This is a genomic window from Protofrankia sp. CiP1_Cm_nod1 (assembly GCF_920888515.1).
In the GTDB taxonomy this organism is placed as follows: Bacteria; Actinomycetota; Actinomycetes; order Frankiales; family Frankiaceae; genus Protofrankia.
The window spans coordinates 1-14,288 of sequence record NZ_CAKKTM010000463.1; the positions used below are offsets into that span (position 1 = coordinate 1).

A 14,288-nucleotide genomic window follows, 5' to 3' on the forward strand; every position below is an offset into this window, starting at 1 on the left:
GGGGGGGAGAGGGGGGAGGGGGAGAGGTAGTGTTCCGCGAATTCGGCGGCGGCGACCGGTGAGGTCCGGAGGCGGTCCAGGCGAACGTCCTGCAGGCGCCGGGCGAACGGGTCGGCGAGCTCGACGTTGACCATCCGTAAAAGTTTCGCCGATGCTTCCTGTGCCAGCCAGGCCCGGCCCTGGCACACCTCGGAGTAGGCGTCCAGCGGGCGTTCGTCCGCGTCGTGCAGGGCTGCCACCACCGCGAGCGCGAGTGTCTCGCCGTCAACGATGGCGAGCCCGGCGCCCTTGGCCGCCGCCGGTGGTACCCGGCGCGCGGCGTCCCCGGCCAGTACGAGGCGCCCGAAGCGCATCGGTTCGTAGAAGACCGAGTCCATCGTGATGACGTTCGGCGGCTCCAGCAGCGGCCCTTCCGCCAGTTCCCAGTCGGCGTCCACGGCGAGCCGGGCGTGCAGTTCCGCCCAGATCCGCCCGGCCGGCCAGGCCGCGGCGTCGGCGGTGGCCTCCACCTGTAGGTAGAAGCGGCTTGTCCGGTGGTCGCGCAGCATGTGGCCGGCGAACCCCCGGGGACTGACCCCATAAATGATCTTATCGGTGGACGGGGCGACCGCGGCCAGGACCGCGAGCCAGGCCCATGCGCTGTCGCGCTGCCGGATGGAGCGTAACGCGCCCTCGGGGATCGATCCTCGGGAAACACCATGATGGCCGTCGCAGCCCGCGATGAAACGGCTTTCCACCACCTGCCGCTGCCCGCCGGCCGTGACGAAGGAGACGGCGGGGTGGTCGGAGGCCAGCGCGCCCAACATCACGTCAGTGACGCCGAACTCGATGACGCCACCCGCGGCAAGGTAGGCGGCAACCAGGTCGGCGACAAGCTTCTGCTGCGGGTAGACAACGTGGTGGCGTCCGCCCGCATGGCGAGCATACTCGACGACAAACGCTCTGCGACGATGTCGGAACTCACAGTCGTGGTGCGGCACACCTTCGGCTCGCAGGCCGTCGGCGAGCCCGTTGCGCTCCAGGGCGTCCACCGCCGCCGGCCCGAGCAGCCCGGCGCGTGGACGGCTTTCCACCCTGGCCCGACTGGCGGCCTCGAGCACGAGCGTGTCGATACCCCGACGAGCCAGCACGACCGCGGCCACCAGGCCCGCGACACCCGCGCCAATCACAACAACGCCCACCCGGCGAGGACGCGGCCGGGAGGCGGGCGCGTCCGGCTGGCGCACACCACGCCCGTCCGGCACGGACCCCGACGCGGACCGCGTCATGGCGAGCGCCTCCCCGGGGAGCATCGGCACGATTCCTGATCATCCGTCACGCTGCCCTGATCACGTGACTGACCTGGAAGGACCGATCCGGACGAGGCACTGCCAGAGTACGACGTCACATTCCGACACGCGTCAGAAGGCCGACAACTCGGCATCAACCAATCGGACAATTTTCGCAAAAAGAGCAGAGTACCGCCAATGGGCAGCCTTGATCGCTACTTAACGTAGCAGTATTGCTCACTATCTGTACTCGAAGGCTCCTGGTCGACCGTCTGTCGCCGCTATGGCGTATTGTCATCCTCCGCATCCCGCAAGTCACGGAAAGCGGCACGTCAGTCGGGCGACCGAAGGCCACAAGCCAGCCGGTCGCACCCGGCGCCGCCCCGGCCGGCGAAGGAGGATGGGGTAGAAGAGCCGGTTATGACACTTCATACAACTACTTGGGGTAGTTGTGAGGGACTAGTGTTTACTAGCGCCATCCGTATGAACTAGTCTCGCGCCGACGTCACGACGCACCGGGCCGAACTGCCGAATCCTGCCCACGGTCCCGGTGTTCCCTCCGAGTCGTCACCAGGGCAGGAGCGGGGGACCCATCCTCCACCGGACGGCATCGAACCGCGGTGTCGCCCTCGGGGTGAAGTGTGCAGCGCGATGGTCGCGCGACCCACCGGGCAGCCCAGCCCGAACCCGACAGCTCACCTCGCAGGCGAACGGGAAGGATCACAACCTTGTCTGCGCATGATGTGCAGCCTGATCCAGCAGTACGATCGCGTTCGTCGCAGGCGGCTGCGCCGTCGTCCCGCCAGCACCCGATCGACCGGCACGTCGACCGTCCGGCACGCGGCCGGCATCGCGCGCCCGCGCCGCAGCCCGGAACGGGCCGCTCGCGAGCCCGGGCCGCTGTCGCCGTGGTGACCACCGGTACCGTCGCGGTGTCCGGTGTCGCCCTGGCCGGATGCGCCACGGCCGACTCGAACTCCGACGATGCCTCCGTCACCTCGCCGATAACGCTTGGATCACAGTTCGGCAGCCAGGCGTCACTGGCCAACCTGCGCACCTCGACCATCAATCCGCTGTCCACGGGTGGTTCCGGATCGGTCACCAGCCAGGTACTCAACCAGACCGACCTGCATCCCAAGAACGGCGTCGTGCTCAAAGTCACGAATCCGGACGTCTCCGTGAAGGCCGACCAGCCGGTGGAGATGGGGTTCTCCCTCGAGGACGCGGTCACCCACGCACCGCTGGTCAATCAGCTTGTCAAGGTCCAGGTGAAGCTGCCGGAGGGATGGGCCACCTTCAAGCACCTCTACACCAACGAGCAGGGCTTCACCAGCTACACCGCGAAGGTTCTCACCACCACGCAGATCACTGCGATTTTCGACGGGACCGACGCCCTGCGCTCGACACGGTCGACGAACGTCGGCACGTTGACCGTGATTCCCAACACCCCGCCCGTGCAGCGCTCTCCCCAGATCACTGGCCTCGATGCCCCGACCATGAGCAACGCCATCTCGGGCGCGCTCGCGGCCGCCAGCTCGCTGGGTGAACGGGCGGTGTATCTCGCGGCCCAGCAGGCCGGGAAGCCCTACGTCTATGGCGCTGAGGGCCCCTACACGTTCGACTGCTCAGGACTGGTCCAGTACGTCTTCAAGCAGCTGGGACGCAACATCCCCCGCACCGCCGAGGGACAGTACGAGGCGACCACCAGGATATCGCAGTACAACAAGCAGCCAGGTGACCTGATTTTCTACGGCGCACCAGGTAACATCTACCACGTCGGTATTTATGCGGGCGATGGTAAGATGTGGGTGGCACCCAAGTCAGGTGATGTCGTCTCGCTGAGGGCCATCTATACCACGTCATATTCCGTCGGCCGGGTTTTCTGAGCGAACCGGTCAGCCCGCGTCCACATCCGGCTGTCAGTACGCGGCTTCGCGTAGTGGCAACCAATATACTGTAGAAACAATTCACAGGCGGGTTCCCGCGCGGCCTCCCCCTCCGATTGTGCGTGAACCTTGCCGCCAGGTCGATCTTGTCGACGTCGACACCGGCCTGGCGGCGCTCCGCGGCATCCCGCGATGATGACTTCCGCTGGTTGGACCGAGCCAACCCCCCCAGCTCGGAAAGCCCGGCGGAACAAGAGGCTTCCGTCGGCCGGTCGTACTGGACCCCCCCCACAGTCCGGCCGGTCGGCGGGAGCCGCCCTCTCCCACCGACCGGATGCGCGGCCGAGGCTGGAACCTCATCAGACGCCTTCTCCGCGGGCCTCCCAACCCCGGATGCCCGCTCCTACGCCTTGGGCTTCCTGGAGAAGTCCCACAGGCTGCGCGTGACCTGCTTGTCCCACGTCCCGTCGACATGCTGGACATGGGTTCCCGACGGGCAGTTCGGGACCTGCCCGACCGGCCCCACCACCGCGACGGCGGCGAACTTCAGGTTGTTGTCAGGCGCCCCGCAGGCAATCGTGAGGGCGGCCCGCCCACCTTCGCCAAGACCCCAGATGTAGATCTTGGACTGGTCGATCTTCGACCGCTTCTCCGACACGTAGCGCACGACGTCACGCAGGTACTGCACGTCCGCGCCCCGGGGGTCGTCCAACCTCCATTCGCCGTCCACGGCTTCCGGGTAGACCACGGCGAAGTGCTGCCGGTCGGCAAGCGTCGAGGCTTCGGTGATCTTTTCGATCGCAGCCGCGTCGCTGTTGTTGTCATGCAGGACGAGGACCAGCGGCAGGGGCTTGCCGGGGTCGGCGTCGGCATGAACGGCGAGCTCGCGTTCGGCGGAGGCGTACCCCGCCGGTATCTTCGCCCGCTCGGTATCCGGGCTACCCGAGCGAGACACGTAGATCCAGGCGACCACGAGCACGGCACCGATGATCAGCACCCGCTTGCGGTTCTTGGCCCATAGCTGTTTCCCGGCTTTCAGCGGATTCGACACCACGAGACAACCGAACCACACCAGGAGCCGTCGATTCGGCAGATTCGCCTCGCGTCGCGGGCAAGTCGGGGCCACCCGGAGTGCGCTGTCTCACACCCAGTCAGCTTGCGATACCGATTGACTACTAAAAGTAGTCAAACAGGCATGTCCGGTACGGCAACCACGGCACGGCTCGTTCGTTGACGTGGTGTATCCACCAGAATCTCGACAACATCGGATTGCGGGGCATACGGCTGCCGGAACAGGGGTGAGGCCGAAGTGGACAGTGGTCAGGAACTCGACCATCGACTGATCAAGATTGAACACGAGCTGTCGGTGTTCGGCCGGCGCGCCGAACGCTTCCGGATGGCCATCGCCGGCGAGTCCGGGACGGTTCTGGACCGCTCCGCCTACCTGCTGCTCAGCCACATCCACGAACACGGCGCCGTACGGCTGACCACCCTGGGCACGGTGTTCGCCCTGGACATCTCCACGGTGAGCCGCCAGATCGCCGCGCTTGTCACGGCCGGGCTGGTGGAACGCGCCACCGATCCCAGCGACCGGCGGGCGACGCTGGTGAGACTCAGCACCCGCGGCCAGCAACGCTACCTCGCCACCCGCTCCGCACGGGTAGAAAAAATCAATACCCTGGTACGCACCTGGGACCAGGAGGAACTCGGTGTCTTCGGCGCGCTGCTGAGCCGGCTGAACGTGGCGATCGCCGAACACGACCGCGCCCATCTGCCGCCGCAGCACGACGAGCCGTGTCCCGCACCCGCCACCCCGCCGGCCGTCAGGACGGACTGACGGCCGACGGCCGGGCACCGGGCGACAGGCCGCTCCCCCCGCGTCCGGGCGCAGGCCCCCCGGCTGCTTCCCGCGCCCACCGAAGGTTCCCCGCGGCCGCCCGGCCCCGGGTCAGGCATGGACGTCCAGGGCGTGCAGGCGTGCCTGGCGCAGCACCTCCGTCTCCGGCGGGCCGGCCAGTTCCGGCAGCCAGCCATGCACCCAGGACAACAGCAGGTCGGCCAGGGCCGGGTTCTGCGCGAGGACCGGACCGTGCAGGTAGGTACCGATCACACGGCCGTCCACGACACCGTCGGTGTGGTCCGGGGTACCGTTACCGACCCCCTTGCGCACGATCCCGAGCGGCCGGCCGTGCCCGTTGGGCAGTGCCCGGGTACGTCCCCCGTGGTTCTCGTAGCCGAGCAGCAACGGCAGCTCGAGCTCGGGGACGGGCTCGACGACGATGTCACCGACCGCGCGTGGCGGCACCGGCTGCTCGAACGAGCGTCGCGTCTCCACGTCCACCAGGCCCAGGCCGTCGTGGATACGGCCCTCACCGGCGGGGAAGGACGCACCGATCACCTGGTATCCGGCGCACACCGCGAGCACGGCCGCGCCCTGGGCCACCGCGTGCGCGATCGCGCTGTTGCGGCGCAGCCCCTCGGCGGCCAGCACCTGCGGCTCGTCCTCACCGCCGCCGAGCAGATAGATGTCGCAGCCGGCCGGCACCGGCTCCCCGGCCGGGACGCCGATCACCTCGGCCGGCAGGCCACGCCAGCGCAGCCGCTGCGCCAGCACGGTCGCGTTGCCGCCGTCGCCGTACGTCCCGAGCAGCTCCGGGTAGATCAGGGCGATCCGGGTCGCCGACTCCCGGCTCATGCCGCGGCCCCGGTCATGTCACCGTGGATGGTCACCTTTTTGGTCACCTTTTTGGTCAACTGTTCGTCCTCACCGGGGCGACCCGCCCCAGGATGTCGCGGAAGGCGGTGTAGTTCGCGACCACATCGACGATCTTCTCGTCCAGAACCGCCGCCGCGCTCTCGGCATCGGGATGGACCGTGTGCGGGATCTCCGCGTATGCCAGCCGGACGCTCATGTCCTCCTTGCGCCCACCGGTGACCAGCACCCGCCGGCCCCGCAGCCGCTCGAACGGGACATCCCAGATCCACGACGGGTCACGCCCGTCAGCGGTCTGCGCGTTGAAGTCAACGATCACCGGCCGGGTGGGCGTGCTGTTGAGCAGCTCCATCATCTCCACCCAGCCGGCCGGGTTCTTCGCCAGCAGCAGCCGCCCGCGGGTACCGGAGTCGCCGAGCTCGACCTCCTGGTAGCGGCCCTGGACGTCCTCAAGGCCGGTCATCGCGGCCAGCGCCTGCTCGACCTCGACCCCGAAGAGCTTCGCCGCCGCGGCGGCCATCGCCGCATTGCCGAGGTTCACCCGGCCGGGCAGGTCGATCGACGCCGTGAGGTGACGGCCGAACCAGAGCAGCTCGTGCGGCCCGGTGACCGAGACAAGGGGCTCAGGCCGGGCCAGCCCGCAGCCGCACCACCAGCCCGTGGCGTTGCGGTGCAGCAGGCTGGCGCACTGCGGGCACACCATCGCGTCCGCCGTCCAGTTCTGGCCCGCCGACACCCAGACCTGGTTCGACCAGCCGGCGGCGGCCCAGGCCACCAGCGGGTCGTCGGCGTTGGCGATCGCGGTCGCGCCGGGCAGCTCGGCGCCGAGATCACGCCAGAGGCTCGCGATCCGCCGGGTCTCGTTCGACCGGTCGAGCTGGTCACGGCTGATGTTGAGCAGGATGACCGCGCGGGGCTGGATCTGCCTGGCCACTTTGGGCAGCCAGATCTCGTCCACCTCGAGCGCGGCGGCCGCGTCGTAGGGCGGCTTGGACAGGGCGGCCAGCACGCCCGCCGCCATGTTGGCGCCACCGCTGTTGCTGCGGACCGGGCCGAGCGTGCCCAGCGCGCGGGCCAGCAGCCGGGTGGTCGTGGTCTTGCCGTTGGTCCCGCTGACGCAGGCCACCAGCTGCCCGGCCGCGACCTCGGACAGGATCTCCGGGGAGACCCGCAGGGCAAGCTTGCCGCCGATCATCTCACCGGATCCGCGTCCCAGCTGGCGGGAAGCCGAGGACGCGAGTTTCTCCACAGCAAGGGCGGCACGGGTGCGGGCGGAGAACCGGCGCGGGAAGGGTGTGCTCATCGCCTCCCCAGCGTGCCACGGGCCGCCGCGCCGGTGACCGACACCCCGTCATACCCGTCCCATGTCGGTCCCGGACCAGCTCCAGAGCGGCCTCGGAACATCCTCCGGGCAGTGGCGAACAGGCGGGGTACGAGTGTGGTACGAGGTGTGATAAGACGTGCGCCGGACGGCTGTCCACCAGGCATGTCCGGCAAGGGCGCGCCCCATCGGGGCAGGTACGGCAAAGGCAGGCACGACAGGGGTGCGTCGCGGGCGGGACATCACTGTCCGGGCGGGACAGAGCAGGGTACGGCAGGGTGACGCGAGCGGACGGCCGTCATGGACCGAGCAGCCGGTCCGTAGGGACCGCTACCGCTGTGCCCCGTCGTGACAAGCGGCCCGGGCGGGGATGCGGCCCGGCCGGGGACCGCGGGCCGCCGGCGCCGGGCGGACGCTCGGAGCCAGTGGCCGCCGGGTGGGCACTCGGAGTTGGTATGGACGCGACACAAGACCGTGGGAGAACTCGGTGACCCAGAAAGCCAGCGCCATCGGCCGCATCCGCGGACGCTGGAGCGCGCATGAGATCGACCTCGACAACATCGACGACCTTGACATACTTGCGGAGCTGCTGCACGACATCTCCCCCGAGCTCGCCGTCGCCTTCGTCGAGGAGGATGACGAGTACCTGGGCATCGTGCGGGTGGAAGGCGACATCAGCGACCCACGGGTGTTCCTGTCCGACCACCGGGTGCTGTTCACCTCGGCCCTCGCCGACCGGCTCTTCGCCAGCGCGCTGCCACCGGTGGGCCGGCGTGGCCTCGACGACGACTCCGACGACACACCGGCCGGCGGACAGCCCGTCGGTGACCTCGACCTGCTCGCCGATCTCGGCACGGACGCCGACACGCTACTCGAACTGATCACGGAAGAGGGCCTCCTGCCGGCGGACGTGGTGACGGCGATCAGCGAGCGTGCCGGTTGCGCCGACATCCTGGACGAGATCGGGAGCTGACATGGGGGGCCTCCCCCACCCGGGCACGCCCGGCCTCGCCGCGCTGATGGGCGCCGCCCTGGCAGAGGCGCGGCGGGCCCTGACAACCGGGGACGTCCCGGTCGGCGCCGTGGTCGCCGACGCCGACGGAACGATCATCGGCCGGGGCCGCAACGCCCGCGAGGCCGAGCGGGACCCGACCGCCCACGCCGAGGTCGTGGCGCTGCGCGCCGCCGCGGCACATGCCGGCACCTGGCGGCTGCCCGGGACGACCCTGGTCGTCACCCTGGAGCCGTGCGCGATGTGCGCGGGCGCGCTGCTCCTGGCCCAGGTGGGCCGCCTCGTCTACGGCGCGTACGACCCCAAGGCAGGCGCCGCCGGCTCGCTGTGGGACACCGTCCGCGACCCACGCCTCCGCCACCGCGCCGAGGTGGTCACGGGCGTGCGGGAACAGGAGTGCGCGCGCCTGCTGGCGGACTTCTTCGCGGCCCGCCGGAACCGGCCGCCATCCTGATCACGAACCGAGCGGCACGGAACCACGATCCGGAAAACACGAACCGCGCCACCGTCCGAGCCGACAGGGCCGGCGGTACGAGCCGACAGGGCCGGCGGTACGAGCCGACAGGGCCGGCGGTACGAGCCGACAGGGCCGGCGGTACGAGCCGAATCCGTCGGCGGCTGTCAGGACGCCTGGCTGTCAGGACGGGCAGCCAGGCCGGGGCAGCGCGGGCCGCCGGCGGGTACGGGGCCGGGCTGGCGGGGACGCGCCGCTCCGCCCCACCACGGCATCCAGTAAGCTGACAAACGGTGGAGTCGCCTAGTGGCCGAGGGCGCACGCCTCGAAAGCGTGTGAGGGGGCAACCCCTCCGTGGGTTCAAATCCCACCTCCACCGCCATCCTTGGGTACCCATGTGCTGGCGCACCATGGGCGGATGGCTTTATGCCAGCCGCGGGGGCCGAGCCCCCGCAGGCCTCCACGGGAAACCCCCGGCGCGCAGCGCCTGGCATCCGCACACGGCAGTCCATGGGCGCACGCCCCGGGCGATCCGTCCGTTGCCGGCTCCGTCGCCGGTCCGGTCTCAGTTGTCTTCGAGGCCCGGCTCCGGGCTGTGGTCGCGGCGGTAGGCGCGGTGAGCTGCCGGAAGCAGGGCGGTCGGGGGCATGCCGTGTTCCGTCAGGCCATGCCGTCAGGCCATATCGTCAGGCCATATCGTCAGGCCATGCCGTCAGGCCATGCTGCCGAGGATGGCGGCGATGTCGGACGGTTCGGTGCACGGGTTGACGATCGCGAAACGGGTCACCGTCTCCCCCTCGTGGACGGTCGGGGTGACAAAGGCAAAACCCGTCCGCAACAGTTTCTCCGTCCACTCGTAGTAGTTTTCCGGTGTCCAGTTCAGGCGGCGCAGGACCACTACGGAAAGCTGCGGCTCACGCACGAGCTCCACGTAGGGCAGTGCCCTTATCTGATCAGCCGCGGCCCGGGCGGTGGCCAGTGACTTCTCCACGGCGGCACCGTAGGCGCGGGTACCGTGCGTAGCCAGTGAGAACCAGAAGGGCAGGCCGCGCGCACGCCGTGAGAGACCGATCGCGTAGTCCGCGGGGTTCCAGTCGTCAGCGGTTTCGAGGACCTCCAGATAGCCCGCTTTCTGGGCGTGTGCCGCGCGGGCCAGCGCCGGTTCCCGGTAGATCAGCGCGCAGGCGTCGAACGGAGCGAACAGCCATTTGTGCGGATCGACAATGAAAGAATCCGCGTCGGCTATTCCGGCAAAGAGATGACGGACCGGTTCTGCGGCCAGCGCGGCCAGCCCGTACGCCCCGTCGACATGCGCCCACAGGCCCCGTTCATGGGCCGTGTCGACAATTCCGCGGATGTCGTCGACAATGCCGAACTGGGTGGTGCCGGCCGTCGCCACGACGGCGAACACGCTGTCGCGGACGTCGGGATCCGCCTTGTCCAGGGCGTGGGCCAGCGCGGGGCCGGTGAGACGGCCCTCGGCGTCCGCCGGGACCACCAGGAGCTCCGCGCCCATGACCCGGGCGGCGGTCTCGACCGAGGAGTGCGCCTCGGCACCGCAGGCGATACGCCACACGGCGGGCCGGCCGCCACGCCGGGTGGCGCCGTCCCGCGTCCGCATCCGGTACCTGGCCGCGACGAGCGCGGAGAGGTTCCCGATCGTCCCGCCCTGGACGAAGACCCCACCGGCCTCGGGCGGAAAACCGGCGAGATCGGACAGCCAGCGCAGCGCCTGGTTTTCCGCGTACACGGCGCCGGCGCCCTCCAGCCAGCTCCCCGCGTATACGGACGAAGCCCCGACGACGAGGTCGAAAAGTATCGCCGCCCTGGTGGGCGCCGCCGGTATGAACGAGAGGTTGCGGGGGTGGTCGACCGAAATACACGCCTGGGAGAGGAGCTCGTCGAAAACCCGGAGCGCCTCGACGCCACCGATACCGTCCGAGGTTATTGTCTCCCCCACCGCGGCGGTCAGCTCCGCGCGCGAGCGGGTACCGTCCAGGGGAACGGGGCTGAGGCGCAGTCGCTCCCGCGCATAGTTGACGACGGCCTGCGTCAGAATCTCGCTGTCGACATCATAGCGGTGCACGAACTCGAGCATACCCGGGCCCGGCCGAGTTTACGGACATCACGAAGCGGCGACGGTGCGCAGCCGGTACGTCCCGATGTACAAGCCGAAACATGTCGAAAACAATGCCGACCGGCGTGGGTCACACAGCTGTGCGCGGTAAAGTGATCGGCGCCGGCCGCAGCAACATGTTCATCACCAGCGCCGGGAGGATTCCGGACCGAAGCGGGATCCGGACGCGCGGACCGGCGCATAAAGCGCCGGCCGGGTGACCATGCGTGGTACACCATCGATGGCATATGTCACCGGACGCCGCTACCGGCTGCCGGTGAGCGGAGAAGATCGCCGTATGTTTGTCGTTGTGCACGCTTTTGCGGCCGAAAAGCGTGCACAACGACAGACTCGTCCAGATCATGGCCTGCGCGGACGGTCGCGGATAGTGACCCGTCTCCGCTGGAGACGCTCCGGGGCCACCACCGAGGACGGCCCGCATTCGTGGCGGGGCGAGACCTGACAGTCGGCCGGTCGGTCGTGGCCAGGGGCCGGTCGACGTCAGGCGGACGTCATTACCGCTTTACCACGGCACGGCACGGCACGCACAAGATCCGCGTTCGCGGACAGCCTGCGAGGGGGCTGACATCGGGGCCGCCGTACGCACCATCAGGACCCACCTCGGCTTGTTTCGCGATCGGCCTGTTCCACGAACGGCATCTGGTGCGGGCTTCTCGCCGACGCGGCACCGCCAAGGCCCACATCGGCCCGCGCCCGACGACGATCAGCGCAGTGGCCGATCAGCCGCCCCGGGACTCCCGCAGGACATCCGGGATCCCGGGGCCGCTGGAGATCAGCGATCTGGAGGTCATCAGCATGGCCACGCGACCGGGCACAGCCGGCCGCGGCGGACGCCGGTCATACGCCCGGCCACCTCGTCCTCCTCCATGGCGTCCTCCTCCATGGTGTCCCCGCCCATGGTGTCCGTTGCCGCGGCAGCCCTTGGGGCCATGGGGCGGCCTCCTCGCCGTACTGGCCGCTGCGCCCGCCTCGGCGTGGTGGCCGCTGCAACAGCGGCCCCGGTGACGGCTCCTCGCCGCACCCACCTGTTGTCACGAACGGTCGCCCTCGCGGCAGCGGATGGGTTCACGGCGGCAGACGAGCCCGCGCTCAGACGTCCTGCCTGCTCCGCCTGCGGATGAGGAAACCGCCACCGGCGACCGCGGCCAGCAGGGCGATCAGCGCGAAACGCTTCATTGCGTACCTCCACGATGCGAACGAAGGGTGATACGGAACACTCCCACACCTACGGCTGTCCCCGCTCGGCTCGGCCCCGCGCGGGCGGAAGCACACCGGGCGGCCGGCCGAGCGGAAGATCGGCTGTTGGCCGAGCCTGAGCATGCCACGTCCGTGGCCACTTCGGCGGTAGGCGGCTGAGGATGTCGGTCATCATACGGAACAATTTTTTTGATCTTCAAGAGGCCATCCCGGTTCCCACCCGGGACATCCCGGTCACGCGCGGGAACCACGGGCGCTCGCCCGCCAGGGCGGCAGGGCGATCGGCTGGAGCGGTCCCGGTCCCGCGCGGAAGCCGCTGCGCGGGGAACTGTCGCGACCGCAACGCCGTGGCCGTACCGCCATGGCCGTGTTGCCTCCGGTCGGGCCGGTCAGTCAGACGAGGTCACGGATGGAGATCGTCTGGTTCCGGCCGGGGCCGACCCCGACGGCCGCCACCGGCACGCCGGCCAGTTCTTCAAGCGTCCTGACGTAGTCGCGGGCGGCCTTCGGCAGATCGTCGAACGACGACGCCTGGGAGATGTCCTCGCCCCAGCCGGGCAGCTCCTCGTAGATCGGCCGGGCGTGGTGGAACTCGGTCTGCGTCATCGGCATCTCGTCGTGCCGCACCCCGTGGACGTCGTACGCCACGCAGACCGGTACCCGGTCGAAGCCGGAGAGCACGTCCAGCTTGGTCAGGAAGAGGTCGGTCAGCCCGTTCACGCGCACCGCGTAGCGGGCGATCACCGCGTCGAACCAGCCGGTGCGCCGGGCCCGGCCGGTGGTCACGCCGAACTCGCCGCCGACGGCGCGCAGCTCGTCGCCGACCTTGTCGGTGAGCTCGGTCGGGAACGGCCCGGAGCCGACCCTGGTCGTGTACGCCTTGCAGATGCCGATCACCCGGGTGATCCTTGTCGGCCCGATGCCCGAGCCGGCCGCGGCCCCGCCGGCGGTCGGGTTCGACGACGTGACGAAAGGGTAGGTCCCGTGGTCGACGTCGAGGAGGGTGCCCTGGGAGCCTTCCAGGAGCACGACCTGGCCGTCCCGTAACGCCCTGTCGAGCACGAGGCCGGTGTCGGCGATGTGCGGCCCGAGCCGCTGCGCGTACACGCTGTACTCGTCGACGACCTTGTCCACCTCGAGGGCGCGCCGGTTGTAGATCTTGGTCAGGATCTGGTTCTTCTCCCGCAGCGCCAGCTCCAGCTTCGCCCGGAAGATCCCGGGGTCGAGCAGGTCCTGGACGCGGATGCCGGTCCGGGCGATCTTGTCGCCGTAGGTCGGGCCTATGCCGCGGCCGGTGGTGCCGATCCGTGCCTTGCCGAGATAACGTTCGGTGACTTTATCGAGCGCCCGGTGGTGAGGCATGATCAGATGTGCGTTCGCGCTGATCAGCAGTCGGGACACGTCGATGCCGCGGGCGGTGAGCCCGTCCATCTCCTGGAGCAGGACGCCGGGATCCACGACAACGCCGTTACCGATCACCGGCACGCAGTCCGCGCGCAGCACGCCGCTGGGGATCAGGTGCAGGGCATAGCTCTCCGCGCCGATGACAACGGTGTGTCCGGCATTGTTACCCCCCTGATACCGGACGACGAAGTCGACCGCACCGCCGAGCAGGTCGGTCGCTTTCCCCTTGCCTTCATCGCCCCACTGGGCACCGATCAGCACGAGCGCAGGCACCGGGCGAGGTTACCTGGCCCGCCCGGCTCAGGGATGTCACATCGCCGACGGAGTACGGCGAGATCTTCAGGGCAGTCATCGCGGGCGCCTGCCCGCAGGTGTCATCAAACTCCCGTCCGCACCGATCACCCCCTCGGGAGTCCACTTGCATTACTGAGGGTTACTGTGGAGTCTGTATTTCGGTAAGGCGAGTAGTCGATCGGGACGGGGGTGTCACGGTGGCTGCTGTCACCGCCCGCTCCGTGGGCGCCGAGGACTCCGGCCGGAGCACCAGCCAGAACACCAGCACAGCACGGGACACGGCAGCCGACCAGCCGCCCGCCGCCGACACGGCCACGGCCGAGCCGTCCGGGCCGGCACGGCCGTCCACCCAGCCGGACCGGTCCGGGCAGCCGGAACAGTCGACACCGACGTCAATACCGACAGTAACAACACCAATAGCCACATCGGCCACCGGCCAGATCGCCGCAGGCCCGTCCGGACAGGACCCCGAGCAGAACCCGGTGGACGGCGGCCCGCCGCGCCACGGCCACCCGGTGAACCACACCGGCCCCGTGAACGACGACACCCCGGCAACCGGTGAGAACGCGGTGGGTGACGGCAACACGGCGAACGGCGGCAGC

The 14,288-nt window shown here is 69.4% G+C and carries 11 protein-coding genes, 1 tRNA gene, 1 pseudogene and 1 riboswitch; of the genes and pseudogenes, 6 read left to right on the plus strand and 7 right to left on the minus strand.

The window, feature by feature from the left end; translation table 11 throughout:
- On the minus strand, window positions 1-1,292 hold a 1,292-nt coding region (locus NBX02_RS21930; protein WP_250292894.1), incomplete at its 3' end, for a 4-hydroxybenzoate 3-monooxygenase.
- 523 nt (window positions 1,293-1,815) lie between these two features.
- A riboswitch (cyclic di-AMP (ydaO/yuaA leader) is annotated at window positions 1,816-1,991 on the plus strand.
- 185 nt (window positions 1,992-2,176) lie between these two features.
- Between NBX02_RS21930 and NBX02_RS21935 the strand changes: the two genes are divergently transcribed.
- On the plus strand, window positions 2,177-3,154 hold the full coding sequence (locus tag NBX02_RS21935; protein ID WP_250292879.1) for a C40 family peptidase: 978 nt from the start codon (window positions 2,177-2,179) through the stop codon (window positions 3,152-3,154).
- A 403-nt stretch (window positions 3,155-3,557) separates the two neighbouring features.
- Here NBX02_RS21935 and NBX02_RS21940 read toward each other — a convergent pair whose 3' ends face one another.
- Window positions 3,558-4,205 (minus strand): PHB depolymerase family esterase, encoded by a 648-nt coding sequence (locus NBX02_RS21940; protein ID WP_250292881.1) that lies wholly within the window; start codon window positions 4,203-4,205, stop codon window positions 3,558-3,560.
- Between the two features lie 258 nt (window positions 4,206-4,463).
- Between NBX02_RS21940 and NBX02_RS21945 the strand changes: the two genes are divergently transcribed.
- Window positions 4,464-4,991: a MarR family transcriptional regulator gene (locus NBX02_RS21945; protein WP_250281923.1), complete on the plus strand. Its 528-nt coding sequence runs from the start codon at window positions 4,464-4,466 to the stop codon at window positions 4,989-4,991.
- 111 nt (window positions 4,992-5,102) lie between these two features.
- Here NBX02_RS21945 and NBX02_RS21950 read toward each other — a convergent pair whose 3' ends face one another.
- Together NBX02_RS21950 and NBX02_RS21955 are read right to left on the minus strand one after the other, a co-directional pair.
- Window positions 5,103-5,849 carry a type 1 glutamine amidotransferase gene (locus NBX02_RS21950; RefSeq protein ID WP_250281925.1) on the minus strand — a complete coding sequence of 249 codons (747 nt, stop codon included), beginning with the start codon at window positions 5,847-5,849 and terminating at the stop codon, window positions 5,103-5,105.
- 55 nt (window positions 5,850-5,904) lie between these two features.
- A complete protein-coding gene (locus NBX02_RS21955) occupies window positions 5,905-7,170 on the minus strand; it encodes a MurT ligase domain-containing protein (protein WP_250292884.1) in 1,266 nt (421 codons plus the stop codon).
- Between the two features lie 505 nt (window positions 7,171-7,675).
- Here NBX02_RS21955 and NBX02_RS21960 point away from each other — a divergent pair.
- From NBX02_RS21960 to NBX02_RS21970, 3 genes are all read left to right on the plus strand, one after another.
- On the plus strand, window positions 7,676-8,161 hold the full coding sequence (locus NBX02_RS21960) for a tRNA adenosine deaminase-associated protein (protein ID WP_250292887.1): 486 nt from the start codon (window positions 7,676-7,678) through the stop codon (window positions 8,159-8,161).
- Between the two features lies 1 nt (window position 8,162).
- The gene (gene tadA / locus NBX02_RS21965) at window positions 8,163-8,654 is read left to right on the plus strand and encodes a tRNA adenosine(34) deaminase TadA (protein WP_250281928.1); all 492 of its coding nucleotides are present in this window, start codon (window positions 8,163-8,165) and stop codon (window positions 8,652-8,654) included.
- A gap of 292 nt (window positions 8,655-8,946) precedes the next feature.
- Window positions 8,947-9,036: transfer RNA gene (locus NBX02_RS21970), tRNA-Ser, on the plus strand.
- 330 nt (window positions 9,037-9,366) lie between these two features.
- Here NBX02_RS21970 and NBX02_RS21975 read toward each other — a convergent pair.
- The 3 genes from NBX02_RS21975 to NBX02_RS21985 form a co-directional block, all read right to left on the minus strand.
- Window positions 9,367-10,752, minus strand: coding sequence for an aminotransferase class V-fold PLP-dependent enzyme (locus NBX02_RS21975; protein WP_250292890.1), 1,386 nt, complete (start codon window positions 10,750-10,752; stop codon window positions 9,367-9,369).
- Window positions 10,753-11,581: 829 nt separating this feature from the next.
- Window positions 11,582-11,722, minus strand: a complete 141-nt coding sequence (locus NBX02_RS21980) for a hypothetical protein (protein ID WP_250292891.1) — start codon at window positions 11,720-11,722, stop codon at window positions 11,582-11,584.
- Between the two features lie 659 nt (window positions 11,723-12,381).
- On the minus strand, window positions 12,382-13,665 hold the full coding sequence (locus NBX02_RS21985; protein ID WP_250281932.1) for an adenylosuccinate synthase: 1,284 nt from the start codon (window positions 13,663-13,665) through the stop codon (window positions 12,382-12,384).
- A 218-nt stretch (window positions 13,666-13,883) separates the two neighbouring features.
- Between NBX02_RS21985 and NBX02_RS21990 the strand changes: the two are divergent.
- Window positions 13,884-14,288, plus strand: a pseudogene (locus NBX02_RS21990) (hypothetical protein); the annotation flags it as partial.

What these genes read in the sequence shown, in the direction of transcription:
- NBX02_RS21950 (WP_250281925.1), bottom strand. Translation starts at nt 5,849, where the DNA reads ATGAGCCGGGAGTCGGCGACCCGGATCGCCCTGATCTACCCGGAGCTG.
- NBX02_RS21955 (WP_250292884.1), bottom strand. Translation starts at nt 7,170, where the DNA reads ATGAGCACACCCTTCCCGCGCCGGTTCTCCGCCCGCACCCGTGCCGCC.
- tadA (WP_250281928.1), top strand. Translation starts at nt 8,163, where the DNA reads ATGGGGGGCCTCCCCCACCCGGGCACGCCCGGCCTCGCCGCGCTGATG.
- NBX02_RS21975 (WP_250292890.1), bottom strand. Translation starts at nt 10,752, where the DNA reads ATGCTCGAGTTCGTGCACCGCTATGATGTCGACAGCGAGATTCTGACG.
- NBX02_RS21980 (WP_250292891.1), bottom strand. Translation starts at nt 11,722, where the DNA reads ATGGCCCCAAGGGCTGCCGCGGCAACGGACACCATGGGCGGGGACACC.